The sequence below is a fragment of the Gardnerella sp. KA01001 genome (genome assembly GCF_049244025.1).
Taxonomy (GTDB): domain Bacteria; phylum Actinomycetota; class Actinomycetes; order Actinomycetales; family Bifidobacteriaceae; genus Bifidobacterium; species Bifidobacterium swidsinskii.
On the sequence record NZ_CP058366.1, the window covers coordinates 602398 to 628099 of the forward strand.

Sequence of the window (25702 nt, forward strand, 5' to 3'; positions counted from 1 at the left end):
AAGAGCTTTGGGGTGGCTCGCGCACGTGCGTGCTCAACTTAAAGCCAGGGATGCGAGACGATGCAGCGTCTCGTGAGGAGCATAGTGCCCAGAATAATAAGAGAACGCTTCAATGAATTTGAAGCTGAAAATAGTAGAACTGTGTCTAAAACCGCTACTTCTGCGGAAATGTCCGGAATAATGCAATCTACAGATTTTGCGAAAAGTAATATAGCTGCCGGCGATACTTTGCAGCAAAGCTCTGGCGTTACGCGTCGCCGTCGCGGTCGACGAGTTACTCGTGGTGCCGGTGCGGCTGGAGAAGCAATGGAACTAAAAGTTGAGGATTCTAGTACGAAGGATTCTGAGCCGCATGTTGTTAAATCGCGCCCGATAACTTCGCTCCTATTCCAGGAGCCAGTTCTTCCTAAGGTAGTGAACAATCGTAGTGAAGAAAGCAGCAGTTCTCGTAATGACTTGCGTGACAACTCGCGTGATGTCTTGAATGATGATTTGCGTGATGATTTACGTGATATTTCTCGCGGAAGGCGCAACAGCCGCAACGGCCGCGATAGCCGTGATAGTCGCGATAGTCATGATAGCCGTGATAGTAGCGAACGCAAGTCACGTTCTGAAAGACGTGAGAATTCAAGCGAAATAAAGCGTGATAGTGGCAGAGGGAATAGTCGTGAAACATCGCGTGAAACAAGTCATTCTATGTATTCTCAAGATTCTGAGTACGCTAAGAATTTTCAGGATTCGCAAGATGATCGCGATGAAAAAACTCGCAAAAGCCAGCGTTCTCGCCGTTCTCGCAGATTGAATGCTGTTGAGCGACGTGCTGCAGCTGAAGTTGAGCAAATTGAAGAGGATCTTGCATACGACAATATTGTTTATGCTCCCATTGATACGCGCATCGATGAAACTCTTGATGTTAGCGATATTTTATCTGCGGAAAATACTTCAAATAGGCGTTCTAATCGTCGCAATATGTCGAATAACATTTCTAATGATGATGACGTTCGAAATGAAAATGGTGCAGTAGACAGCAGAGGCGGTAGCAATAGCAGAGATAACAGAGATAGCCGCAATAGCAGTGACGAAGGCGAGAACAGAGGTATAAACGACGATTATAATGCAAATAATGGCAACGATGACGATGAAATAATGATTACGCGTCGCCGTCGTCGCCGTCGTAGCTCTCGCACTGATCGAAATGAAAGTCGCAACGAAAGTCGCGATTTTGACATCGATATTTCTAACGATCTTGACGATGACGCGAATTCTCACACAAAACGCGCAAGAATAGATGAAGTTTCTCAAGAAGATCGCGATTTAATTCCAGATCCAGAAGAACTTCGTGAGCAAGATGAGGAAGAAACTCTTTATACGCGTCGCCGTCGTCGCCGCCGTTCTAAATCCTCCGATGACGCAAATTCCGCGTCTTCTCAGGAAGAGTCATCCGACTACACTAATGCGAACGAGGATGACTTAACTTCTCGCCGCTCGCGCAAGCAGCAGTATATAGACGAAATTACGGATATTGAAGGCTCTACGCGACTTGAGGCAAAGCGCCAACGACGTAGAGATAATAGACGTGAGCGTAGCCGTCAGAACCTTCTTATGGAGCAAGATTTCCTTGCTCGTCGCGAAAATGTTGAACGATTAATGGTTGTTCGTGAGCGCGATCGCCACACGCAAATTTCCGTTATTGAAGACAATATTCTTGTAGAACATTATGTTTCTGATATTCAAGAAGTTGCTACTGTTGGAAATATTTATCTTGGGCGCATTCAAAACGTGCTTCCAAGCATGGAAGCGGCATTCGTAGATATTGGTCAAGCCAGGAATGGCGTGCTTTATGCAGGCGAAGTTAATTGGGATATGGCTCGTCTTGAAGGTCAGCCTCGTAGGATTGAGCTTGCGTTTAAGTCTGGTGATCCTGTGCTTGTGCAGGTTACTAAGGATCCAATTGGGCATAAGGGTGCTCGATTGACTTCGCAAGTAACTCTTGCAGGGCGTTTCTTAGTGCTTGTGCCATCTGGCGGCATGACCGGTGTGAGTCGCAAGCTTTCGGATCGAGAGCGCTCGCGTTTGCGTGCTATTGTGTCGAAGATTGCACCAAAAGATATGGGCGTTATTATTCGTACTGCTGCTGACGGCGCAAGCGAGGAGTCGATTGAAAAAGATTTAGATTCGCTTGTTAAGCAGTGGGAGCGCATTGAAGCTAAGCGCGAAGAATACTTGCATGGAAAGCGCCCTAAGCTGTTACAGGGTGAGCCTGATGTGGCAATTCGTGTTGTGCGCGATATTTTCAACGATGACTTCCAAAAGCTTATTGTTGAAGGCGAGGGAGTGCGTCAGCGAATTGATGAATATCTTGAGATGATGGCTCCAGATTTGCGCAGCAAGGTTGAATATTGGGATCCTGCTGAGCATGAAGGCAAGGACGTTTTCGATAAGTGGCAGATTGATAGTCAACTTCGTAAGGGTATGGAGCGTCAGGTTTATTTGCCGGCTGGTGGCTCTATCGTGATTGACCGTACGGAAGCAATGACTACGATCGATGTGAATACTGGACGATTTATTGGGCGTGGTAAGTCTTTGGAAGAAACGGTTACTCGTTGTAATTTGGAGGCTTCTGAAGAGATTGCGCGCCAGCTTCGTTTGCGCGATATTGGTGGCATGGTCATGATCGATTATGTCGATATGGTTATGCCAGCGAACCGCGATTTAGTTTTGCGTAGGCTTTTGGAATGCTTGGCTAGGGATCGCACGAAGCATCAAGTTGCTGAAGTTACGTCTCTTGGTCTTGTGCAAATGACGCGTAAACGCGTTGGTCAAGGCTTAGTTGAAGCGTTCTCTGAAGAGTGTCCAACGTGCAAGGGACGTGGGTTTATTTTGCACGATGAGCCTACTGTTTCTTCGGAATATGCAGATCCTTACGCGCTTAAGGGCGGAGATCCTTTTGTTAAAACAAACAAGTATGGTCACGGAAGCGCAACGGAACAGCCTGCGCCTGTTAAGCAGCAGGGTTCTAGTGCGGAAGTGAGAGCTAAGTTAGCGCGTATAGCTGCCGCGTCTGTAATTACTGACGCAGCTCATAAATCTGAAGAAGAAACGCAGTATAGCAATTTTTTGAATTCTGATGAAGAGTCTGTATCTTCTAAGGCGGATGAAACTAGCGAAGTTGTGGATGCTGGCGAAACCGCGGAAACTAGTGAAGTGGATAAAACTTCTGAAGAATTAGTTGAAAATAATTTAGAGGATACTACGCAAGAGATTGCTGAGTATACTGCGGAGCAACCTACGCAAGAAACTATGCAGGAAACTGCGCAAGATAATACGCAGGAAATTATGCAAGAAACTACAGAAAGTGATGATTGAGCCTCTGAATAGTGACTAAGTATATGCCTTGAGTACAATATTGAATATTGTCTGCATTGACTCATGAATCTAGCGACTTGACGTTAGTACATGGGTAGGTGTATTTTTGATAGTCGGTGTCTTGCCGCGCGTGTTTTGCTGTGCGCAAGGCAAAAGTAAGCTTTCAATTGAGCTAAGGAACGAATTATGTACGCGATTGTGAAGGCCGGTGGCCATCAAGAGAAGGTCGAGGTTGGCGACGCCATTCTCGTGAACCGTCTCGATGCAAAGAAGGGCGATACCGTGGAATTCCCGGTCGCGCTCGTTGTTGACGGTGCTAAGGTAACCTTGAGTGCCAAGGATCTTGCTAAGATCACGGTGAAGGCAGAAGTCTTGAACGACGAAGCCAAAGGTCCAAAGATTAGCATTATGAAGTATAAGAACAAGACTGGTGTGGCTCGTCGCAAGGGTCATCGTCAGAAGTTGACTCTCGTCAAGATCACGGCCATCGCCTGATTGACGGTGTTATAAACCTGAAAGGACAGTGAGATGGCACATAAGAAGGGTGCGTCTAGCTCGCGCAACGGTCGCGACTCACAAGCGCAATATCTTGGTGTTAAGAAGTTTGGCGGTGAAGCTGTAGTGGCTGGCAACATTATCGTTCGTCAGCGCGGCACTAAGTTCCACGCAGGTCAGAACGTTGCTTTGGGCAAGGATCACACGCTGTACGCTTTGGTGGACGGCAATGTGAAGTTCGGTATTCGTCGCGACCGCAAGGTTGTTGACGTTGTTACCGCCTGAATCTTAGCTAAGCCTAAACAGATTCGACAATAAGTCGACAATAAAACGTTTAAGCCGCACCCCCGTTCGGTGCGGCTTTTTTGTTCTCGCATGTTCCCGAGAATTTAAGTGTTTATCTTCGAGTAAGGTAGCAGTATGAGTGATTTTGTAGACCGCGTAACAGTGCATGTAAAAGGCGGAGATGGTGGAAACGGATCTGCCGGAGTTCGTCGCGAAAAGTACAAGCCATTAGCAGGTCCAAATGGCGGTAATGGCGGTGACGGTGGTTCCGTTATTTTTGTAGCTGATCGTAACGCAAACAGCTTACTTGACTACCGCTTCATGCCTCACCGCACTGCAGAAAACGGTACGATGGGCTTAGGTGACACTAAAGACGGTTCAAAAGGTGCAGACTTAGTGCTTCCAGTGCCTGTTGGAACTGTTGTTTTTACAGCACGCGGTGTCGCAGGCTCTCAAAAGCGACCTGGCGAAGTTTTGGCGGATTTGCAACATGTTGGAGACAAATTCGTTGTGGCGCAGGGGGGTGCCGGCGGTCTTGGCAACGCAGCACTCGCAAACAAAACTCGTCGTGCCCCAGGATTCGCGCTTTTAGGCGAGCCTGGCGAAGAACGCGATGTAATTTTGGAACTCAAGTCTATCGCAGACGTAGCTTTAGTTGGATTCCCTTCTGCAGGAAAATCAAGCTTAGTTGCTTCAATTAGTGCAGCTAAGCCGAAAATTGCTGACTATCCGTTTACTACTTTGGTGCCAAACCTAGGTGTTGTAAGCTTCGGCAACTATCGCTACACAATTGCAGACGTTCCAGGCTTAATTCCAGGAGCTTCCGAAGGAAAAGGCTTAGGTCTTGAGTTTTTGCGTCATATTGAGCGCACAGAAATTATTGCGCATGTAATCGATTGCGCAACGCTGGAGCCAAATCGCGATCCAATTAGCGATTACCACGCTCTTGAGCATGAGCTTGCGCAATACGCTGATAAGCTTGAGCTTCCGTTGGGTGCAATCCCAATTCCAGAGCGTCCGCGCATTATTGTGCTAAATAAAGTCGATGTGCCTGAAGCTAAAGAATTGGCTGATTTTGTACGCGGTGAATTTGAGAAAATGGGATTGACTGTATTTGAGATTTCTACCGCGTCTCACGAAGGCTTGAAAGAGCTCGGTTTTGCGCTTGGACGATTGGTTGAAAAGATGCGCGAGAAGCTCGCTGCCGAGGAAGCAGCACGAGAAGAAGAGCGTGTTGTCATCCAGCCTCTTGAGCAGCAGACTTCAGCTTTGCGTCGTCGCCGCGATGATGGACGTGGAAATAGTGCAGACTTTGAAATTAAGCGCGAGGAAGACAGAAATGGTGATTTTTGGTTCACTGTTACTGGCGCAAAACCTGAGCGCTGGGTTATACAAACGAATTTCGACAACGACGAAGCCGTTGGTTATTTGGCGGATCGCTTGGCAAAGCTTGGCGTTGAGGATGAATTGCGCAAGAAGGGCGCGCGTCCAGGAGACGAAATTCGTATTGGCACTAGGAATCATATGGTTTGCTTCGACTGGGATCCAAGTATCGCTGCCGGTGCAGAAGGATTGGACGGCGCTAACTTGGGTGCGCGTGGCAAGGATTTGCGAATCGAAGCGAACGATCCTCGCGGAGCAAGGCGCACGAATGCTGAGCGTAGACGAGATTATCACAGCATGATGGATGCAAAGAGCGCAGTTCGAGACGCGATGATGGCTGAGCGAAAGTCGGGTCACTGGGCGGATCCTTCTGTGGATGACGATCGCCATGATGAAAATAGTTTGTTTGGTCGTGGAGAAGAGCAGAAAAACTAGAAAAATCAAGGTCAAGGGGAATCTTATGAATAATCCAGAAATTGAGCTTACCGAAGATGGGGTTCGGTGTTCAATTCGTGAGGCGCGCACAATCGTTGTAAAAGTTGGCTCAAGCTCACTTACGAGCGCGTCTGGGCAGCTGGATGTGCAAAAGTTGCGCGCTCTTGTGACTGCAATAAGTCACGCGCAAATGCAAGGTGCTCGCATTGTGCTTGTGTCTTCTGGTGCAATTGCAGCTGGATTTGGTTTGCTCGGCTTTAATGAGCGTCCTAAAGATGTGCCAACTCAGCAGGCAACAGCTTCAGTTGGTCAAGGATTGCTTATGGCTCAATACGAAGCAGCATTTTCGCAATTTGGTTTCAGAGTCGGGCAAATGCTTCTTACTGCGGACGTTACTATTTCGCCGTCTCGCTACCGTAACGCTCAGCGCACAATGCTGCGGCTTCTTGAACTTGGCGTAATTCCAATCGTAAACGAAAATGATGCGCTTTCTAGCAACGAAATTCGATTCGGTGACAACGACAGACTTGCAGCATTAGTTGCGAATATTGTGCGTGCAGAAGCGCTTGTGCTGCTTACAGATGTGGATTCGCTTTATACTGCGCCGCCTAGCGAACCTGGCGCAAAACGAGTGAGCTTTGTGCCAGATGTGACGCGTGCTTTAGAAGAAGTGAAAGTTGGCGCAAGCGTTTCGGGTGTAGGTACTGGGGGTATGGTGACGAAGCTGGAAGCCGCGCATGTGGCGGCAGTTTCGGGTATTCCAACCGTGCTTACTTGCGCTGGAAATGCTGGTCCGGCACTGGCTGGAGATGCTGTTGGCACTGTGTTTGCGCCGGTGCATACGCGCGATTCTTCTAGGCGACTTTGGATTGGGTTTGCGTCTAATCCGCACGGAACTTTGGTGGTTGATTCTGGTGCTGCTAAAGCTGTGCGCGGCGGACGTGCGAGCCTTCTTGCGGCTGGTATTGTTGGTGTGCGCGGCGAGTTTTCGGCGACGGATCCTGTGTGGATTGACGATGAGCAGGGTAACCATTTGGCTAAGGGTTTAGTGGCTTTTGACGCGGAGGAAATTCCGGAGATTATGGGGCGTACGAGCGATGAGCTTGAAGAATCACTCGGCCGTCAGTATGCGCATCCGGTTGTGCACCGCGACAATCTCGTGCTTGTGTAATTAGCTGCAGCTCCAAATTCCGGAAGATTTCCGGCAGATGCTCATTATTCGCGCTCTGAGCTCCAAATGTGGGGTGTTTGTCTCGTGTTTAGCTGGTTTTGGGTTGTGTTTTGCTCCAAACGAGGGTGACTTGTCTCGTGTTTGGAGGGTTATCTGTTGTGAATCGCGCAAACTCCGTATAAATTTGCGGCAGATTTGTCGTTTCGCGGCTTGCGTTACACTAGAAACCATGGCAGAGAATATGGTAGATACTTCCGCACAAGAAGATTGGCGCGTATTAAGCGAGCGCATAAACCGAGTAGCCCCAAGCGCAACGCTTGCAGTCGACGGCAAAGCAAAAGCTATGAAAGCTGACGGAATTGACGTCGTAAGCTTTGGTGCAGGAGAGCCAGATTTTCCTACTCCTTCTTACATTGTTGATGCTGCAACACAAGCGTGTAAAGATCCGCGCAACTATCGTTATACTGCTACTGCAGGTTTATCTGAGCTTAGAGAAGCAATTGCTCGTAAAGTGCAGCGAGATTCCGGCTACGAAGTTTCCTCGAATCAAGTCGTAGTTACAAACGGCGGAAAGCAAGCTGTGTACGAAGCTTGCCAAATTCTTTTAAATGATGGCGACGAAGTTATTATTCCAGCTCCGTATTGGACGAGTTATCCGGAAGCAGTAAAGCTTGCAGGCGGCGTGCCTGTGCCGGTTTTGGCAGGTGCAGATCGCGGTTTTGAGCCAGATGTTGAGACAATTGAGTCCGCTCGCACTTCACGCACGCGCGCAATTATCGTAACTTCGCCTTCGAATCCTACAGGTGCTATTTGGAGCGCGCAAACTATTCGCGCAATCGGCGAGTGGGCTGTAAAACACCATATTTGGGTTATTTCTGATGAGATTTACGAGCACTTGCATTACGACGGCATTTCGACTTCGTATATTGGCGTCGAGGTGCCGGAAATTCGCGAGCAGCTGCTGATTTTGAATGGTGTTGCTAAAACTTACGCAATGCCTGGCTGGCGTGTTGGCTGGATGGTGGCGCCGGAAGATGTTGCTAAAGCTGCAATTAAGCTTCAAAGCCATATGACTTCTAATGTTTCTAATATTTCGCAGCGCGCAGCAATTGCTGCAGTCGGCGGTTCGCTGGATGTGGTCGCCACTATGCGTGAGGCTTTTGATGCTAGACGCAAAGCAATTGTGGAAGCGTTGAACAATATTGACGGCGTTACTTGCCCTCTTCCTCACGGCGCTTTTTACGCGTTTGCTAACATTGAGGCGTTGCTTGAGCGTCCGCTTGGCGGGAAGCGCGAACTGCCGCATACTTCTTCTCGATTTGCTGAAATGTTGCTTGACGAAGCGCATGTTGCTGCGGTTCCGGGAGAAGCTTTTGGTGCTCCTGGCTATTTGCGATTCTCTTGCGCTCTTGCTGACGACCAGCTTGCTGAGGGCATGCGTCGCATGAAGAAGTGGGTTGAAGCTTAAGCAAGTATGTATTGCAAAATAAGAACTTGCTTGCCGTTGCACAATGCGACACTCGCTTTTTGTGTGACGATATAACGAAATCATGCCCATGAGATAGTATGTCTATCTGGCGGTTTGCTATTTCGTTCCTTTTGGGGTATGATGAGCAAGTTCACCTTAGGGATGTGGCGCAATTGGTAGCGCAACGGTCTCCAAAACCGTAGGTTGTGGGTTCGAGTCCCGCCGTCCCTGCCAGTTTTTTGTTCAAGTTTTTACACGAAGGATTCAAGCATGGCGCAGGCACGCAGTACTAAGAAAGCAGTAAAGCATAACTTGTTCGTGCGTATTGGCATGTTCGTTAAGCAAACTATTGACGAGACGCGCAAGGTTATTGCACCTCATGGCAAAGAGTTGTTTGCTTGGTCGTCTGCAGTTTTCATATTTGTTGTATTTTTGATGGCTTTCGTCACCTGCATGGACTTCGGTTTGGGTAAGTCCGTAATGTGGCTGTTCGGCTGAGTTGAAATTGGCTGAGTTGAAATTTTGAAGGTGTATGCAAGATGACTGATGAATTCAATTTCGAAGAAGCGAGTGAAGCTGATGAGGCTTTTGCTTCTCATGATGCTGACGAAGCAAACGAGTCAGCTGTGAATGATGAAGCTGCTGCTTCTAGCGAGTCTGTTGAAGCTGATGTGGATGAGGAATCTGCTGATGTTGCAGCTGATGTAGCTGATGGCGCTGCTGCTGACAGTGTTGCTGATGTTTCTAACGAAACTGACGAAACTAGCGATGCTGATGAAACTACTGATGCTGACGATGCGAACGAAGCCGACCCAACTGATGCCGGCGCAATCGCTGTAGCAGAATTTTCTAAGAAACTTCGCACTTTGGAAGGCAAGTGGTACGTTCTTCACACGTATTCTGGTTACGAAAAGCGCGTAAAAACTAACGTTGAATCCCGCGTGCAGAACTTTGGTTTGGAAGATAAGATTTTCCAGATTGAAGTTCCTATGGAAGAAGTCGAGAAGCATACGGAAAAGGGTAAGAAGGTTATTACCCGCGTGCGTGTGCCAGGATATGTGTTGATTCGCATGTGGCCGGATGAGAACGCTCGCCGCATTGTGCGCGAGACTGAAGGCGTGACTGGTTTCGTTGGTCCTTCTAGAGAGCCTGCACCATTGAGCCGCAAGGAAGTTGTGTCAATGATGGCTCCGATGATTGCTTCTGAAGCTTTGAAGAATGCTGGCGATAAGCCGGCTGCAGCACGTAAGCGTAAGGTTGAGGTTGCTTACAAGGTTGGCGATCAGGTAACAGTTACTGATGGTCCATTCTCAACGATGGCAGCTGTGGTTTCGGACGTGGAGCCTACAACTCAGAAGCTTACGGTGTTGGTTTCCATCTTTGGACGTGAAACTCCTGTGGAGCTTGGGTTTAACCAAGTTGAGCCGATTGTTTGAGCTGAAAGCCTAGGCTTTTGTAGCTAGCTTTTGTAGATTTTACAAACCGGGGTGCGTATTGCACTCCGGTTTTTTTGTTTAGTTTTTGTTTAGTTTAGTTTTTTTGGTTTTGCTTGGTTTTTCGTTTTAGTTAGTTCGCTTATTTACTACGACACGCCGTAAAATGGGGAAATAATCCTAAATTTTCTTGCAATTACAGTGCTTTTATCAATGTAAATAATAAATATTTCCAAATATTTAGTTTGGCTTGCAAATAGGCGTGGGGGGGGGGGTATAGTGCTGAGTGTTTGGGAAGAGCGTTTTTAGCAGAGAATTTTAGCGAGAATTCGAGTTTTTCAGTGCCGTTGTAATAACGACATTATGATATAAGAGGGCGAATTAGAAGGTAGGTGTATATGTTTAATTCGCATATATTTAGCCGTTTCCTTCGACTAGTGCGCTCAATTCGCCGTTCGTTATTTGCTTTTTTTGTGGCGATTGCAATATTGCTTGCTACTTTTGTGATTGCTCCAACTTATGCGTTGAGTGCTGGCGAAAGTGCTACTTCTACTGAGAAGGCTGAGGGTGCGAAGGCTGGTTCTACTAAAAACGATGGTGAATCGAATAAGCAGTCTGAGCAGAGTGAATCTAATAATACTACTGAGCCTAATAAGAAAAATACTGATACTTCAAGTACTTTAAATAAAGATAATAAGGAATCGCAGTCTGTTAAGCGGCAGAAGTCTGATAGTAACAATGGTGTTGATAAGGCTAAGTCGACTGATTCTGATGTAAAGAAAAACGTTAAAGATGCTAAAAATAAAGCTGCTGATTCTGCGGAAGCTGTTAAAGGCACTGACAGAGGCGCGAATGAAAAGCCTGAACTTCCGGAAGCGTGTAAGAATAATAAAAGGTATAAGGCTCCTGAAAAATGCTACAGCATTACTTATGGTAATAAAACAATAAACATTAAAAGTAAGAATGGCGAGCCTTATAATAGGGTTCCTCAGATTATTATTCCAACAATAAAAGTTGCAGGTAAAGTGCAGCAAACATTACCTGCTGGCGTGTGGCTTGGGTTGGAAGAGTATAGTAAAAATAATGATTCCGTAAAGTATGCTTTTTTCAAGGGTGAGAATGATAGCTACACTGCTAAATCTACGAAAAATAGCGATGGTTCTATACGTTTTTTTGCGAGCAAATGGTTAGTAGCTAATACATATAGGTTTTATGTTGTAATACATTATCCAGGTGGTTCTAAATCCAGCACTAGGATTAAAGCGATACTTGCTAAGGATGATTTGCCTAAGGCTCAGCCCGATGATTTATCGCTGAGCTTATACGATTTTGTGAATAAGAAGGATAATACTCCTATAAGTGGTAATAAAATTACTATAAAACCAAAGTCTAAAGGTTCAACTCCTAACGTAGGTACTGTCGTCAGTGATGATAATAAAGACGTTTACAATCCTATTAATAAGCTTTTTATTGAATCGAAATCGACAGATAAGCCTGGTTCTATCTATCACCGTATGATTTGCCATAAAGAGGGTAGTGGTGATAATGCTGATAGTTATACGTTAGACAGTGTTAATGGTTTGAGTTTAGTTACGCAGACTCAGTTCAAGCATATGGAAAATCAGGACAGACCTAGACCTCCTCAAGTTGCAGCTGATTCTGCTGTGTATGAGAGTGATCCTTATACTGAGGAATCTCAAAGCTGGATTAGTGGCACGCCTAAAGAGGTTGGCACTTTTGAGTGCAAAGTGTTTGCTATTAAGGATGTTGACTTAAAACAAGACTCATCAACTCATAAAGAGCCACAATCGTCTAAATTGGCAAAAGTGTTTAACGAAAAAATTGTGAATGATGAATATAGGAAGTCCCTGTTTACTAGTGAAAATCCAGAACAAAATATTGTTGACAGTAGTGAGTGGGATAGTTCGTCTATTAAGCAAGGCGTTGACTGGGATTATAAGTCAGTTACGATTGAAGTGAAGTCGAGTAAGCCGCCAAAGCCAAAAATTAGTGATAATGATCTTACGCTGAAAGTGTATCCGTTTAAAAACGGCACGGGTCCGTTGCCAGCGGCGTTGACTAGCAGCAATAACAATATTTCTGCGATGCTCGGTATGGAGCTTAAGCCGTTTGTTGATGCTACTTCTGCGGCGGATAGCACGAAAAAGATTACGTTGCGCGTGCTGTGCTCGAAAGGCGAGAAGAAGAATAATGCTGGTAGTGGTACTTCTACTGGGGATAATGGCTCTGCTGAAAGTGGTTCTGCTCTAAGTGACTCAAGTAGAGGTACTAGCGGTACTGGCTCGCAATCTGAGCAGCCTTCTGAATCGACGCAACCTGCTGCTGCTCTTGAATACAAGACTTGGAGCAGTAGTCCTGCAGGTCTGGTGTTGAGTGTGCCTGAGGATACGAAGCAAAATGCGTGTAACTCTAGTAAAGAAGGGGAGACGACTTGCGAGTCGGGTGATCCAAGTAAAAAAGTGGCTGCGCGAACTGATAAGGAAGTGAGCATAAAGCCGACTAAGGTTGACGATTACCAGTGCGTTGTGTACGCGTTGAAGCCTAAAGCACTCACTACGTTTGATGATGCAATAAAAAATACTAAGGCTGACAGTCTAACTCCTGATTCAATAAAATCTGCTCTAACTGCTGCTCCAGCATCTTTTAAAGAACATAAGGATTTTGCTGCTTTTACGTTCAATATTCATTCGGTGAGTAATTTTACTTTGCCGCACACGGGCGGGCAGAGTTGGAATTTGCAGCTCGGTATTCTTGCCGCTCTGTTGGTAAATCTGCTGGCTGCTGGCTTTGTGGTAAGTCAAAGTGAGCGCGCTCGCAAATTAATTTTTGGAAGGCGGCGAGGCTTATGCAATCACGTATGAAGCAGTTGTATATGCATTTACTCGCTGTGCTTCGCATAAGGCGACTACGTACGCATTTGCGCATCAAGCCTTCCTGTTTCGCGCATTGTTTTATTGCGTATTGTTTTATTGCGCAGTCTTTCGGGATTCGGGAGCGTGATAACACAAGGTAAATGCCAAAAATTTTAAAACTCTACTCGTCAAGAGCATTATCAATGCAAACTAATTCTCTACTTGCCGTAAAACGGCATACGAAAGGAGTGAACATGAAAAAGTTCACTAATAAATTCGTGGCGGCGGTTGCGTCGCTTGCGATGGCTGGCACGCTGTGCGTCGCTGGCGCTGTAACTGTGGCTGGAGTTGCGTGGGCTAGTAGTAAGCCGGGTGTTCCACAACCTTCTGTTAAAATGGGTCCTAAGGCTCCATGGGAGAGTGAAGCTCCGACAACCGGTAGTTTAACTATTGTTAAGTGCAAGAAAAAGGATGTCTCTACAACTACTACTACCGTTGCTTCGTCTAGTACTGCTAATGCGTCCGCATCTAATGAGACAGGCAAAACGCAAGATACATCTTGCCCTGCTGGTTTTGAACCTCTTAAAGATGTTAGTTTCACTGTAACTAAAGTTGCATCCATTAAGGAAGGAACTAATGATGTTACTTTGAATCTTGCTCAGTATGATTCTTGGCAGAAGATTGCTGGTATTGTTTCTAAGCTAAACGCTCATCCGGAAGAAGCTGGAGTTGTAACTCTTGGAACTAGAACTGATGTGCACAATATGACTGCTACAGACAAGGATGGTAAGTCTACACTTAATAATCTTGCTGTTGGTTTGTATAAGATTGTTGAGAAGGTTCCTGATGGTTATGGTGCTTACGATTTCAGTAGTTTCTACATGACTTTGCCTTTGATTGAACAGAAGACTGATAATGGCAAGACCACAACTGTGTATGAGTATAATCCTGTAGTTAAGCCAAAGAATATTGATCTTTCTTCTGCAATTAAGAAGAATGTTGATAAATCTCACATTTTTGCTGGTGTAAAAGATAAAATTTACTACACAATTACCGCGAAGGTGAACAAGACTAAGATTGACAAGGATTTGACTGAGAAGAATCTCACGGATTACGCGATATTCGATGATGCTCCAACCTCAGCGTTTACAGAACCTAATAATCAGGGACTTGATGCTGCTGTGCAGTCTGTAAAGTTCGGTACAGGTAGTGATTCTACCTTTACTAAGGGTGAGAACAACGACTACACCGTTACTGCAATGGCTAATTCTGATAATGCTGAGATTACTACAGCTGGAGATACTAAAGGTCTTGCTGCTGGTCACACTCGCATTCTTGTGAAGTTCACTGAAGCAGGTTTGAAGAAAATTGCTTCTAAGTTGAATAACGTTGCTGCTGGATCTGAGGCTCCTCAAGTTGAGGTTGAGCTTGCGTTTGACATAAGTAAAGCCTTCAAGGATTCTACTACAGATAAGACTATTACTAATAAGTCTGGCTTCTTCCCAGCTCATGATGAGGGTACTACTGCACCGAATCCTATAATTCCTAATGTTGATGGCAGTAAGCCTACAGTCAAGTTTGGTTATTTGCAGGTTGATAAGTACAATTCTGAAGATGAGAGTAAAAAGCTTTCTGGTGCTGAATTCAAGATATTTACCGACAAAAATAAAGCAGATTTGTGCACCAAGTCTCTTAAGGAAAATACAGCAGTAGATGCGGAAGATAGTCCTTGCAAGGCCGCTTCTGCATTTGATGAAACTACTGTTGAAGGCGGTAAATTCTCTAATCCTTACAAGGCTGAAGCTGGTTCAACGCTGTATGTTGTTGAGGTTAAGGCTCCTGAAGGATTTGCTTTGTCTCCTGTGGTTAAGGAAATAACTGTTAAGGATACAACTACCAACGATAATCCTGATACTTTGGAATTCCCTAACATTCCATTGCATGGTGAAAAAGGCGGTAACAAGTTCTGGTTCAATCTTCCTGCAACTGGTGCTGCTGGCGTGATTCTGTTTGCGCTTGCTGGCATAGGCTTGATTGCAGCAAGCGTGTTCCTCTACATGCGCAATCGCAAAGAAGAGGAACAGCAGCAGAACGCCTGATCCGCTTTCTAAAGCTGGTCTTGTAGTCTAATAGCAAAGTGTGAGTCTAGGGTTTACTGAACTAAAATCCTAGACTCACTTGCTCTAAAAACGTGTGTTTTCACGCGTAATTTGAAACAAAATTTACGTGTATAAACGTTACAAGGAAGAAGCATGAAATTAAACGACGCTGTTGTTAAAGTATATGCTTTCTTCAAGCAACTCAAAGCAAAACCCGTCGCTCAAGCAAAACCCGTCGCTTCCGCAACCGAAACAACACCAGCCTCCACAGCAGCGCAAACCGCAGCCTCCGCAACTGCAACAAAACCCGCTAAAAAACCCAAATCCAAACTCCGCCGCACTCTCGAGCCAATTGCCCTCGCACTTGCAGCAATTTTGTGCTTCACGTACCCGGTTGCGTCAACGTTGTGGAATAACAAGGTGTCGAAGGAGATTTCTACCGCGTATGATCGTTTGAATCGTAAGCAGATTGCGAGTGCTCGCGAGAAGATTTTGAACGCGGCTCGTCGTTATAATGCGCGCCACAAGTCGATTATTACGGCTGATCCGTACAATGGCACGACGGATTATATGAAGACGCCGGAGTATAAGGAGTATGCGAAGCAGCTGGATGAGCCGATGGGGATTATGGGTATTGTGAAAATCCCGAAGATTGGCGTTAAGCTGCCGATTTACCACGGTAGTTCGCAGGAGGTTTTGGCGTATGGCGCTGGACACTTGTATGGCACAGATTTGCCGGTTGGGGGTAAAACGCGTCACGCTGTTGTGACGGCGCATACGGGTTTGCCAAATGCGACCATGTTTGATGATTTAGTGGAGTTGAAGAAGGGTGATTTCTTCTACTTTGACGTGCAGGGGGAGACGCTGCGTTACAGGGTATTCCGCATTAGCGTGGTCGATCCGCATGATATTAGGTTACTTCAACGCGAGAATGGGCGTGATCTGGCGACGCTGCTTACCTGTACGCCGTATGGTGTTAATACGCAGAGATTGCTGGTGACAGGCTATCGCGTGCTGCCGGATCCTGTTTCCGTGCCGGGCGATAAGTTGCAGTGGCCGCTTTGGATGACGATGTTTGTGCTCGCGCTTATTGGTTGCGCTGTGATTCTTACGACGATGATTATTGCCGCGGTTCGCAAGCGCCACCGCCGTGCTGCTTCACTTGCTCATGCCAAACATATAACTGCTTAGAATTGCTGTAATGCAGCGTGTCGCGAAGATTTAGAGAAATAACACCTTGATTTTCGTGAAAATTCGGCATATATTTACCCCTGATTTCGTGAAAATTTAGCATAAATTGACATTGATTTTCGTGAAATATATACTATAAAACAATAGTATTTTCAACGGTTTTGTGGTAATTAAGAGTGGTGTTATATGTTAAGGCGAAAATTTTATCAAAAAATGCTCGATTGGAAGAATGCTGATCGCGGTTCAACAGCGCTTTTAGTAACAGGTGCTCGAAGAGTTGGGAAAAGTACTATAGTTGAAGAGTTTGCAAGAAACGAATACAAGTCTTATATTCTTATTGATTTTTCGCAAGCATCAAAAGATGCGCTTCGGCTATTTGAAGATTATCGTTCAGATTTAAGCACTTTCTTTACATACATATCTGCACTATATGGTGTGAAACTTTATAACCGTGAATCGGTAATGGTTTTTGACGAAGTGCAATTTTTCCCACAGGCTAGAGAATTTGTAAAACAACTAGTTGCAGATGGCAGATACGACTATATAGAGACTGGCTCGTTATTGTCTATTAAACACAATGTTGAAACAATATTGATTCCATCTGAAGAACAAGAAGAACGCATGTATCCTCTTGATTTTGAAGAATTTTTGTGGGCTTTTGGAGAAGAAAATCTATCGAAAGTTATTAAAGATTCATTTGATGAGTTAAATCCTTTGCCAGATGTTTTACATAAAAAAGCGATGCGACTTTTTAGAGAATATATGCTAGTTGGTGGCATGCCGCAGTCTGTAAATGAATATGTTGATTCGAGAGATTTTGCTCGAGTAGATAGGGTTAAGCGTCGTATTCTTTCGCTCTATAGGCAGGATGCTGCAAAGTTTGCAAAAGGTTATGAAATGAAAGTTATGTCTGTGTTTGATGGAATACCAGCACAGCTTTCCAGACATGAAAAAAGATATAGGATTACTTCCTTAGGTAAGAATGCTCGTATGCGTGACTATAAGGATGCGTTTTTTTGGCTTTCGGATGCGAGTATTACAAATAATTGCTACAAATCTACAGATCCAAATGTGGGATTGAATCTTAATGCAGATGATGCGTTAGTAAAATGTTATATGGCTGATACCGGTTTGTTGACTTCTATGATACTTTCAGATAGTAGTATTGCGTCTAATGATCTGTATAAAGAAATTTTATTTGGAAAAATCTCAATTAATGAAGGAATGCTAGTTGAAAACGTTGTTGCGCAACAGCTAATAGCATCTGGACATCGCCTATTCTTCTATTCAAATAGAGACAAAGAAAATTCGGAAAATACTATGGAAATAGATTTTTTGATTTCTAAAGCTTTTCAGGATTCTGCTGGCAAAATGCGTATATCTCCTATTGAAGTTAAATCTGGGAATGTGTTTAAAACAGTTTCTCTTGATAAATTTAAGAACAAGTTTTCAAAAAGAATTGGAACTAGTTATGTATTTGCTCCTAAACAGCTTAGCGTTAGAAAAGATTTGAATCTCGTAATATTACCACTTTATATGTGTGGATTGGTGTAGCGTTCCGACCTGCCTTCGCGCTGCTATGTAGTGCACTTATTCCTCACGGCTTAGCCGTTTGGCTGATTTGGCATGACATGCCGTAAATCAGGTACAAGCGCACTACATAAATGTGCTGTGTGTTTGTATTAAAACCGATTTTTTTGTTGCTTTTTATTTGTGGAATCTTATAGAATTATATTTATGCGCTGATGCATGCTAGTTTTGCTAGTTGTTAGATGTTTTATGGCTTGTGATTGATTTTTGGGAATAACCCTGATTGCTTGCGATTCATGGGTTTTGTGTTAGAAATGTAGTTTTTGTTGTACAGCGCTAGGTTTTACGCACATTTTTTAGGAGTGATCTTATGGTAGAGGGGAATAAAAATCTAATTATCGCTGACTCTAAAAACGCGTCTGTTGGAATGATAATAGACGCTGAAACAATAAAAGAGAAAATCTACAACATTCGTAATCAAAAAGTCATGCTTGATTTTGAGCTTGCTGAAATATATGGGTATACTACGGCAAGATTCAACGAGCAGGTAAAAAATAACATAGAAAAGTTTGATGATGACTTTATGTTTCAGCTAACTGCTGATGAGTTCAAAAACTTGATGTCGAAAAATTCTACATCAAGTTGGGGTGGTCGCAGAAAGCTTCCATATGCTTTTACGGAGCAAGGTATTTATATGCTCATGACTGTGTTAAGAGGCGAACTTGCCATAATTCAGTCGAAAGCGCTTATTAGAACCTTTAAGCAAATGAAGGATTATATTGTTGAAAATAAGGATTTTATTGGCGCGAAGGAATTAGCTAAGCTTGCGATTCAAACGAATCAGAATACTAATGATATAGCGGAAATAAAATCTCAAATGGCAACGAAGGAAGATTTTAATAAGGTAATGGATAATTTTATTAATCCAGATTCGTATAAACATTTTCTTCTTATGGACGGCAATAAAATAGAAGCGGATCTTGCGTATTGCAAAATATATAAATCAGCTAAGAAAAGCATTTACGTTGTTGATAATTATATTGGTCTTAAAACATTGGAACTATTACGGTTTGCTGGTGAAGGGGTTGAAATCGTAGTTTTTAGTGATAACGCTAGGAGCAAGAATATGCTTACGGAAAGCATGTTGGGTGATTTTGTAAGCGATTGTCCTGGTGTTGATTTGAAGTTTAAGACTGCTGGCAGAAAGTATCACGATAGGTATGTGGTTATAGATTATGGAACGGATGATGAGGCTGTTTACGTTTGTGGCGCTTCGTCGAAAGATGCTGGCGGCAAAATTTCGACTATTACGCGAATAGAGTCTTTGAATTTGCGCTTGTATCATGCGATGTTTGATGAGTTGTTAAAGAATCCTGAGTTAGAGTTTTAACATTTTATAATGTTCTAGTGTTTTGCGCTCAACTTGGAAGTAGACTTCCAACTTTTGCTGTTGCGCAAATGTAGTTGCGCAAAGGGAGGTGCGTATGACAACAATCTTTAACGTGGCATCGTACATCCTTGATATTGCTGGAACTATTACTACTATGAAGCTTCAGAAGTTAGCTTACTATTCGCAAGCGTATTTACTGGATATCCATTATTTAACGAGGATTTTCAGGCATGGAGAAATGGTCCTGTTTGCCCAGAATTATTTGCATTGCATCGCGGTAAGTTTTTGATTCGTAAAGGGGAGCTTGTGCTTCCTAGCACTGATAAGTTGAATGATGATTCTTTAACAGATGGTCAAAAGCTTCTTGTGGAAAAAGTGTGCAAAAAGTTTGCTGAGTGTTCTGGTAGTGATTTGAGTGCTATGACACATCGTGAGGATCCATGGAAGAATGCTTATGATGCTACTAATAGTTCGGCAATATGCGTTCAAAAAATTACTAAGGATTCTTTGAAAGAGTACTGTTCAGTTCATAATTTGCTTAAGTAAATGTGATATTCTCTTGTTCTCTTATTTGCTCTGAGTTAGTTATAGCGTTGCTCGAGATTTGTGGAGTTTGTATTAAGAGCATAGAAGTAAAGCATGATATGGTAGCTTGAAAACAACGCAATACTTATAATTCATGCAAATCGTCTTACAAAGGGATTTTTACAAGAGATAAGGGATGCGAGATGACTAGGGATACGTATACTGCGGAAAACGGATTCGTTATTACGGACGATATTGTTGATAAGTGGGCTGAGGAAGCAGAAGATAATTTTTCTGGTGCCACTATTACACAGTTTGCCGGAAGAGCTTGGGAAGATGAAACTCAGCCGTTGAAACCGCGTACTGTTAGGTTAAGTGATACCGTTTGGCATTTAATCGAAGCCGATGCGAAGCGTAGAAAGATGACTGTAAGTGCGTGGACTAGAAACGCTATACTTAACGAATTATCTAGTGAGATAGTTACGCAAAAATAGCTATGTAAAAATAGCCGCAGTTTTCGTAATGATGCGTGTCGCGAAGATGTGGCATAATAGGAAGGCTTGTGACTGGAGGAGGAATCCGCTAGCACAGCACAGCAATACAAGATGCGGGAGGAAGCTGCAAAACGGCTTTATACCAGCGTTTGCAACAACCGTTTGAACCGCTTGTACAAGAAAGAAGAACCATATTATGGCTCCGAAAAAGAAAGTCTCCGCGCTTATTAAGCTCGAGATTCAGGCTGGTAAGGCAAATCCAGCCCCACCACTGGGTCCAGCATTAGGCTCCCACGGCGTGAACATCATGGACTTCTGCAAGGCGTATAACGACCAGACGAAGGACAAGATGGGCCAGATCGTCCCAGTTGAGATTACCGTTTACGAAGATCGTTCCTTCACCTTCATTTTGAAGACCCCACCAGCCGCTGCTTTGTTGCTTAAGGCTGCTGGCATTCAGAAGGGCACCGAGAATCCATTGACTCACAAGGTTGGTTCTGTGACCAAGGCTCAGGTGCGCGAGATCGCCGAAATTAAGATGCCTGACCTCTCCGCACGTGACGTCGAGGCCGGTATGAAGATCATCGCGGGCACCGCTCGCTCGATGGGTATTACCGTTACCGACTGAAAGGGAGTGTAGAAATGGCTAAGCGTTCTAAGAAGTATCGTGAAGCGGCTGAGAAGATCGACCGCAATAACCTGTACACCCCAGCTGAAGCTATCGCTTTGTTGCAGAGCATGCCAAAGCACGCTTTCGACGAGTCCGTTGAGGCTGTTATGCGCCTTAACGTGGATCCTCGCAAGGCTGATCAGTTGGTTCGTGGCGTAGTTAACTTGCCAAACGGCACCGGTAAAACCGCTAAGGTTTTGGTGTTCGCTCGTGGCCCAAAGGCTACTGAGGCCCAAGAAGCTGGCGCCGACATTGTTGGTGATGACGAGCTTATCGAAAAGGTTGCCGGTGGCTTCCTTGACTTCGATGCAGTCGTTGCAACCCCAGACATGATGGGTAAGGTTGGTCGCTTGGGTCGTGTTCTCGGTCCTCGTAGCTTGATGCCAAACCCAAAGACTGGCACCGTGACTATGGATGTAGCCAAGGCTGTTGCTGATATTAAGGGCGGTAAGATTGAGTTCCGCGTGGATCGCCAGGGCAACCTGTCCTTCCTCTTCGGCAAGCTCTCCTTCGATGCTAAGGCTCTTGAAGAGAACTTCAAGGCTGTCGCAGACGAAATCCGCCGCTTGAAGCCAAGCACCATCAAGGGTCGTTACATTACTAAGGTAACTGTGACTTCTACGATGGCTCCTGGTGTTCCAGTTGATATCGCCAGCATTGCTGCCTGATTTATTGCCTGCGTAGCTTATGCGAAAGCATGGCTGGTAAGTAGTAAATTAAGTTTAGAACTTATAAACGCTGAAAATGTACTCTTTTGAGTCATGTTTTCAGCGTTTTTGTTACTTGCGTTACTGCATTTCTGCGTTAATAACGAATAATTGATGTTTTGCGTTACTGGCGCAGTACGCTATCTGCATTAATAACGAATAGGTGATGGGAGAGGTTACGCCTCTAGAGAGTTCGCGGCGCATGTAGGCGCGCGGCGTGTCGTCCAGGAATGGCTGTTTTGCAACGTTTTGCGGCGCGACGGCCTGCTTGAGTGTAGCATTGCGCGCACGAAAGCAATTCGGAGTGCCGAGCTTGCTCAAAGTTGAAAGTCCAGTGGACTTTCAACGCAAGCGAGGACTGCCTGAGTCAGTAAAGACGAAGGCAGGGTAGATTTGTGTGGTATTGCATTGGGAATTCGGTCGCGCTTACGCAAATGTAGTTTCGGCGTGTCGCACAAGAGTGGCTATATTGCAACGGTTTTGCGGCTGGTTGGGGGAGTATTCAAGAGTTTTCTGAGAGTTTTCTGGGAAAAATCTTTAAAAACCTTGAAATTGATATTTTTACGAAAAGTAACGCATAATACTGTATTTTTTATTCTTAAAAATAGTTTGACTGAAATATTTCCGTAAAAATATAAATGTTTTCTGTTAATGAGTTGTGCGTCTGCTCTTGACTTTTTCGAACGGGGGGGGGGTATGTTAATAACAGCTTTCAGCTAGATGCTCTATCTGAAAGTTATCCACAAGAGATTGATTTTGTGGGTTTATGTTTTTCACCATGTGTTTTAAGCGTGGTGGAGAAGAAGAAAGGAAAATATTATGTTGAATAAGAAGGCTATCGCCGCATTCGCTGCTGGCGCAACTTTGCTTTCCGGTCTCGCTTTCGCGGCTCCAGCTTTCGCTGAGGGTGCCGGTGATCAGACTACTCCAAAGACTGATCAGACTACTCCAAAGAATGATCAGACTACTCCAAAGAATGATCAGACTGCTCCAAAGAATGATCAGACTGCTCCAAAGAATGATCAGACTGCTAACGATGATGATAATTGGCTCTATGAGACTGAGGACCCTGGTGCTCTTGCTGATCGTTTGAATGCTGAGAAGGCTGCTAAGGTTGCTGCTGACGAGAAAGATAAGTATGAGCATACTCCATTTGGCAATATGGACACGGATTACAAGAAGTGTGTGAAGCTTTACGGTGAAGATGCTCTCGAGTGCAAAGCTGTCGCTGACTACCTCAAGCGTCATGGTCAGAAGGTTGATGACAAGGCTAACGACAAGAAGTCTGATAAGAAGTCTGAAGCTAAGAAGTCTTCCGAGAAGAAGGCTGCTCCATTGGCTAAGACCGGTGCTGCTGTAGCTTTGGCTGCTGTTGCTGCTTCTGTGCTTGCTGGCATGGGTGTTGCTCTTCGCAAGATCCGTCACTAAGCTTTTAGCACATTAAGTGTGTTGATTGTTTAATGATTTGTGAGCGCACTGTATGTGAGTATGGTGCGCTCACTTGTTAAATCTTTCACTCAACGTGCTGCGAATGCTGTTTAGTGTTTTGTGGCGGGTTTGCTTTCGGGCTTTTGCATGATTCTACTGTTTTGCCAAATCTCTTTCTTCACGGTAGTGTTGTGCGCTGGTTTTCGGGGGCGTGACTGTTGAGTGTTTGGCTGGCTTGTTTGTTAGGGAAACGAGTCGGTTTTGTTAAAGGGCTTGGGTTTGGTGCTACTAGGGGCATCAGTCTCCAAGCCCTTTTTCGTATGTGTAAAGAGATTGTGCATAATGTACAGTAAGCATAGTAACTTATTAAATACGATTTGAAAACGAAAGTTTTGCGGGCGATGCATTTATGCGTCGCCCGATTTTTTATTTACTGGCCTATAACCTCTTAAGTGAACAATTCTTCCTATTGATTATATAAATTGTGTTGGCGTATAGTTATTGTATGAAGGTTGATAAATTGTGTATTCGTTATTTTGCTGTATTTGTTGTTTTTGGATTTATGATTTTAATTGCTTCGTTGGTATTGGTAATAGCTGCTATTTGTTTTCACTGGGATGATACTGCAGCGCAATGGGTTTCTGCGATTGGTGAATGGGTTAGTGGTATTTTTGCAGGGGGTGCGTTAATATTTGCTGGACTACAAGTTGCAAGCGATACTGAAAAACAAGAGATATATGAGAAGAAACGTAGGGATAGGTTATTAAAAGTTGCACAGAGCTGTGCGTTTAGATTAAATCCTGGAAAAACTATTGCAGGGCATGGTGGGACGCTTAGATATAAGACTATTGAAGTTGTATTTACTAATAAGATTAATTTTATAGTTAGTAATATTTGTGTGGAATATAAAGAATCGATATTAGCGGAAGCTAAACAAGTAAATCCAGGTGCTCGACAATGGGGTAGTCACATTATGGTGAAAGATTTAATTAGTAAAGATGATATGCAGTCGGAGTCGATTGATAAAGAAAAAATTTCGTGTCTTATAAAGAAAATGAAGAAAAAGGTTAAATATTATTTTGAAATAGAAGATATACAATTTGTGAGAATTAATAACAAAGTTTCCATTAATGAATAAGTCAATTATGACAAAGTTAATTGCGTTGTCATTGTAGTACGCAGATATTGCACTTACTAAAAGCGGGTTTGAAATGCTTAATTTAAAAGATAAATTATATTCCTTTTTTAACAGTCTTAGGAATTGCATATTAGTGACACACGTGCTTTTAATGATGTTATCTGTGCTTTTACTGGTTTTTACAATATCCCTTTTTTATGGTAATATTGAACACTCAAAGCGAATATATTCTATTGTTAATGTTTGTGTAGTGTACTTAATACTATTTTTATTGTTTCTTATTTATTTAAAATTTAAGAACAATAAAATTCTATTTCTAATACCTTCTATTCAGGTTTATCTATATCTTTGTATTTCTGCATATATTTATTATGATGCAATTAATTGGTTGTCGGAATGTTATAAATCGCTAGCAATGTTCATTCTATGGTTTATACCATTCTTCTTTTTAGTGTGCAAAAGCATTAAATCTTTCTTGAAAAATTCAAAATTCTTGATTTATGTTTTGTCAGTATTGTTTACACTTTTAGGGTTTTTAAATGAGTCTAATTGGACAATAGTCGCTTTGATAATAGCATGCATTGTATTTTTGCTTAAATTGGAAAATTTACAGATTCTATGTAAAGGGATATTTGATATAAAAATAGAAGATTCAGATAGTAATAAATATAAATTGATTGTCATTAATATTATGGCAGTAGTTTTTGAAGCAATGTTGTATTTATCTTTGAAACTTTCTGAGTATTTATCAGAATTATTAAATTGGATTTATGATTGCTCCAATGTTAGTGGTGGTACAAAATTGCCAAATAATGAAATTATTACAGAACATATGTGGTTAGGATTTTACAGGTTTATTATTTTATCTGTTATTTTCATTATTGTATGTAATCTTTTTCAAAGTAAGCAGAATACCATCTCATCATGCATAAAGAATATATTTGACTGCGAAGATAACACACAGGTGAATAAGAATTCATGATTATTATCCCAATTTTCATTCATTCATTGATTAATTAATAAGTTCTTCTACTTTTTCAATGAATTTTTCTATGTTATATAAGTAATTAGGGTAAGTATCGTTTAGCTGTTCTTCGTTTTGTGCATAAATAAGTACGCTGTTCAAGTCAGTTATATCTGATGTTTGAGCACTTGACTTATTAACTGTTAAGTTTTTATTTACACTACTGTTATCGATTTCTGCATCCTGAATTTTGTTATCTTCACCGTTTATGCTGCTATTTTCTTTGCTGTTATAATTCGTTATGGCTTTTTCTACACAATCCATAGTGTATGAATGTATGGTTAATTCTTGCGTTTCTCGCGATAACTCCAATAGGTAAAGCCCTTCGCCGCCTTGTGTACTATTTTTTTGCATATTAATAGTTACACTATTGCGCGCAGCTTTAAGATCTTCAATAATTTCTTTAAAATCATTGTTTGTCCGCACTGAATTTGCGAGTTTTTTCTTAGACTCACTGCAAGAATCATCATCATTTTCACAGCAATCAAATAACTTAGAGATTACTTTGAAGAATTGTAAGCAAGATTGTATTCGAGTATTACCTTCACTTATCAAAGTAGGATCTTTGTATTCTACATTATCTATCTCACTCATAGC

At 43.3% G+C, this 25702-nt stretch carries 20 protein-coding genes, 1 tRNA gene and 1 pseudogene; 21 read left to right on the forward strand and 1 reads right to left on the reverse strand.

Annotated features, from left to right (window positions below):
• Positions 1-84 precede the first annotated feature (84 nt).
• From HXT59_RS02630 to HXT59_RS02730, 21 genes and pseudogenes are all read left to right on the forward strand, one after another.
• The gene (locus HXT59_RS02630; protein WP_421784021.1) at positions 85-3366 is read left to right on the forward strand and encodes an Rne/Rng family ribonuclease; all 3282 of its coding nucleotides are present in this window, start codon (positions 85-87) and stop codon (positions 3364-3366) included.
• A 186-nt stretch (positions 3367-3552) separates the two neighbouring features.
• Complete coding sequence (gene rplU / locus HXT59_RS02635; RefSeq protein WP_004111933.1) at positions 3553-3861, forward strand: 50S ribosomal protein L21; 309 nt, start codon at positions 3553-3555, stop codon at positions 3859-3861.
• Between the two features lie 33 nt (positions 3862-3894).
• Positions 3895-4146 carry a 50S ribosomal protein L27 gene (gene rpmA / locus HXT59_RS02640; protein WP_004106248.1) on the forward strand — a complete coding sequence of 84 codons (252 nt, stop codon included), beginning with the start codon at positions 3895-3897 and terminating at the stop codon, positions 4144-4146.
• 135 nt (positions 4147-4281) lie between these two features.
• Entirely contained in the window at positions 4282-5964 is a 1683-nt protein-coding gene (gene obgE, locus HXT59_RS02645; protein WP_421784023.1) for a GTPase ObgE, read from the forward strand.
• Positions 5965-5989: 25 nt separating this feature from the next.
• On the forward strand, positions 5990-7135 hold the full coding sequence (gene proB / locus HXT59_RS02650) for a glutamate 5-kinase (RefSeq protein WP_004109151.1): 1146 nt from the start codon (positions 5990-5992) through the stop codon (positions 7133-7135).
• A gap of 229 nt (positions 7136-7364) precedes the next feature.
• Positions 7365-8603, forward strand: coding sequence for a pyridoxal phosphate-dependent aminotransferase (locus HXT59_RS02655; protein ID WP_421784025.1), 1239 nt, complete (start codon positions 7365-7367; stop codon positions 8601-8603).
• A gap of 158 nt (positions 8604-8761) precedes the next feature.
• Positions 8762-8837, forward strand: a tRNA-Trp gene (locus HXT59_RS02660).
• A 36-nt stretch (positions 8838-8873) separates the two neighbouring features.
• Positions 8874-9101 carry a preprotein translocase subunit SecE gene (gene secE, locus HXT59_RS02665; RefSeq protein ID WP_004106254.1) on the forward strand — a complete coding sequence of 76 codons (228 nt, stop codon included), beginning with the start codon at positions 8874-8876 and terminating at the stop codon, positions 9099-9101.
• 41 nt (positions 9102-9142) lie between these two features.
• A complete protein-coding gene (nusG, locus tag HXT59_RS02670) occupies positions 9143-10039 on the forward strand; it encodes a transcription termination/antitermination protein NusG (protein WP_004109157.1) in 897 nt (298 codons plus the stop codon).
• Positions 10040-10434: 395 nt separating this feature from the next.
• Positions 10435-12918: a hypothetical protein gene (locus HXT59_RS02675; RefSeq protein WP_421784027.1), complete on the forward strand. Its 2484-nt coding sequence runs from the start codon at positions 10435-10437 to the stop codon at positions 12916-12918.
• Positions 12919-13163: 245 nt separating this feature from the next.
• Entirely contained in the window at positions 13164-15008 is a 1845-nt protein-coding gene (locus tag HXT59_RS02680) for a SpaH/EbpB family LPXTG-anchored major pilin (RefSeq protein ID WP_033888489.1), read from the forward strand.
• Positions 15009-15161: 153 nt separating this feature from the next.
• Entirely contained in the window at positions 15162-16199 is a 1038-nt protein-coding gene (locus HXT59_RS02685; RefSeq protein WP_004109166.1) for a class C sortase, read from the forward strand.
• 186 nt (positions 16200-16385) lie between these two features.
• The gene (locus HXT59_RS02690) at positions 16386-17753 is read left to right on the forward strand and encodes an ATP-binding protein (protein ID WP_033888488.1); all 1368 of its coding nucleotides are present in this window, start codon (positions 16386-16388) and stop codon (positions 17751-17753) included.
• Between the two features lie 346 nt (positions 17754-18099).
• The gene (locus tag HXT59_RS02695; protein ID WP_012914476.1) at positions 18100-19119 is read left to right on the forward strand and encodes an ORF6N domain-containing protein; all 1020 of its coding nucleotides are present in this window, start codon (positions 18100-18102) and stop codon (positions 19117-19119) included.
• Positions 19120-19213: 94 nt separating this feature from the next.
• Positions 19214-19665 (forward strand): annotated as a pseudogene (locus HXT59_RS02700) (Panacea domain-containing protein).
• A 182-nt stretch (positions 19666-19847) separates the two neighbouring features.
• Entirely contained in the window at positions 19848-20138 is a 291-nt protein-coding gene (locus tag HXT59_RS02705; protein WP_116440659.1) for a hypothetical protein, read from the forward strand.
• Between the two features lie 196 nt (positions 20139-20334).
• The gene (gene rplK, locus HXT59_RS02710) at positions 20335-20766 is read left to right on the forward strand and encodes a 50S ribosomal protein L11 (RefSeq protein ID WP_004118588.1); all 432 of its coding nucleotides are present in this window, start codon (positions 20335-20337) and stop codon (positions 20764-20766) included.
• A gap of 14 nt (positions 20767-20780) precedes the next feature.
• Complete coding sequence (gene rplA, locus HXT59_RS02715; RefSeq protein WP_004106273.1) at positions 20781-21476, forward strand: 50S ribosomal protein L1; 696 nt, start codon at positions 20781-20783, stop codon at positions 21474-21476.
• A gap of 858 nt (positions 21477-22334) precedes the next feature.
• Positions 22335-22943 (forward strand): peptidase, encoded by a 609-nt coding sequence (locus tag HXT59_RS02720; protein ID WP_421784030.1) that lies wholly within the window; start codon positions 22335-22337, stop codon positions 22941-22943.
• A gap of 505 nt (positions 22944-23448) precedes the next feature.
• Positions 23449-24081: a hypothetical protein gene (locus HXT59_RS02725; RefSeq protein ID WP_421784032.1), complete on the forward strand. Its 633-nt coding sequence runs from the start codon at positions 23449-23451 to the stop codon at positions 24079-24081.
• A 475-nt stretch (positions 24082-24556) separates the two neighbouring features.
• Positions 24557-25063, forward strand: a complete 507-nt coding sequence (locus HXT59_RS02730; RefSeq protein WP_421784034.1) for a hypothetical protein — start codon at positions 24557-24559, stop codon at positions 25061-25063.
• 30 nt (positions 25064-25093) lie between these two features.
• Here the strand turns inward: HXT59_RS02730 and HXT59_RS02735 are convergent, their stop codons facing one another.
• Positions 25094-25699, reverse strand: coding sequence for a hypothetical protein (locus HXT59_RS02735; RefSeq protein ID WP_012914472.1), 606 nt, complete (start codon positions 25697-25699; stop codon positions 25094-25096).
• Between the last annotated feature and the right edge of the window lie 3 nt (positions 25700-25702).

Coding starts and splice junctions, on each gene's coding strand:
- proB (WP_004109151.1), top strand. CDS start 5,990: ATGAATAATCCAGAAATTGAGCTTACCGAAGATGGGGTTCGGTGTTCA.
- rplA (WP_004106273.1), top strand. CDS start 20,781: ATGGCTAAGCGTTCTAAGAAGTATCGTGAAGCGGCTGAGAAGATCGAC.
- HXT59_RS02655 (WP_421784025.1), top strand. CDS start 7,365: ATGGCAGAGAATATGGTAGATACTTCCGCACAAGAAGATTGGCGCGTA.
- HXT59_RS02725 (WP_421784032.1), top strand. CDS start 23,449: ATGAAGGTTGATAAATTGTGTATTCGTTATTTTGCTGTATTTGTTGTT.
- HXT59_RS02675 (WP_421784027.1), top strand. CDS start 10,435: ATGTTTAATTCGCATATATTTAGCCGTTTCCTTCGACTAGTGCGCTCA.
- HXT59_RS02705 (WP_116440659.1), top strand. CDS start 19,848: ATGACTAGGGATACGTATACTGCGGAAAACGGATTCGTTATTACGGAC.
- HXT59_RS02685 (WP_004109166.1), top strand. CDS start 15,162: ATGAAATTAAACGACGCTGTTGTTAAAGTATATGCTTTCTTCAAGCAA.
- HXT59_RS02680 (WP_033888489.1), top strand. CDS start 13,164: ATGAAAAAGTTCACTAATAAATTCGTGGCGGCGGTTGCGTCGCTTGCG.
- rplU (WP_004111933.1), top strand. CDS start 3,553: ATGTACGCGATTGTGAAGGCCGGTGGCCATCAAGAGAAGGTCGAGGTT.
- rplK (WP_004118588.1), top strand. CDS start 20,335: ATGGCTCCGAAAAAGAAAGTCTCCGCGCTTATTAAGCTCGAGATTCAG.
- HXT59_RS02695 (WP_012914476.1), top strand. CDS start 18,100: ATGGTAGAGGGGAATAAAAATCTAATTATCGCTGACTCTAAAAACGCG.
- rpmA (WP_004106248.1), top strand. CDS start 3,895: ATGGCACATAAGAAGGGTGCGTCTAGCTCGCGCAACGGTCGCGACTCA.
- HXT59_RS02690 (WP_033888488.1), top strand. CDS start 16,386: ATGTTAAGGCGAAAATTTTATCAAAAAATGCTCGATTGGAAGAATGCT.
- nusG (WP_004109157.1), top strand. CDS start 9,143: ATGACTGATGAATTCAATTTCGAAGAAGCGAGTGAAGCTGATGAGGCT.
- HXT59_RS02720 (WP_421784030.1), top strand. CDS start 22,335: ATGTTGAATAAGAAGGCTATCGCCGCATTCGCTGCTGGCGCAACTTTG.
- secE (WP_004106254.1), top strand. CDS start 8,874: ATGGCGCAGGCACGCAGTACTAAGAAAGCAGTAAAGCATAACTTGTTC.
- HXT59_RS02735 (WP_012914472.1), bottom strand. CDS start 25,699: ATGAGTGAGATAGATAATGTAGAATACAAAGATCCTACTTTGATAAGT.
- obgE (WP_421784023.1), top strand. CDS start 4,282: ATGAGTGATTTTGTAGACCGCGTAACAGTGCATGTAAAAGGCGGAGAT.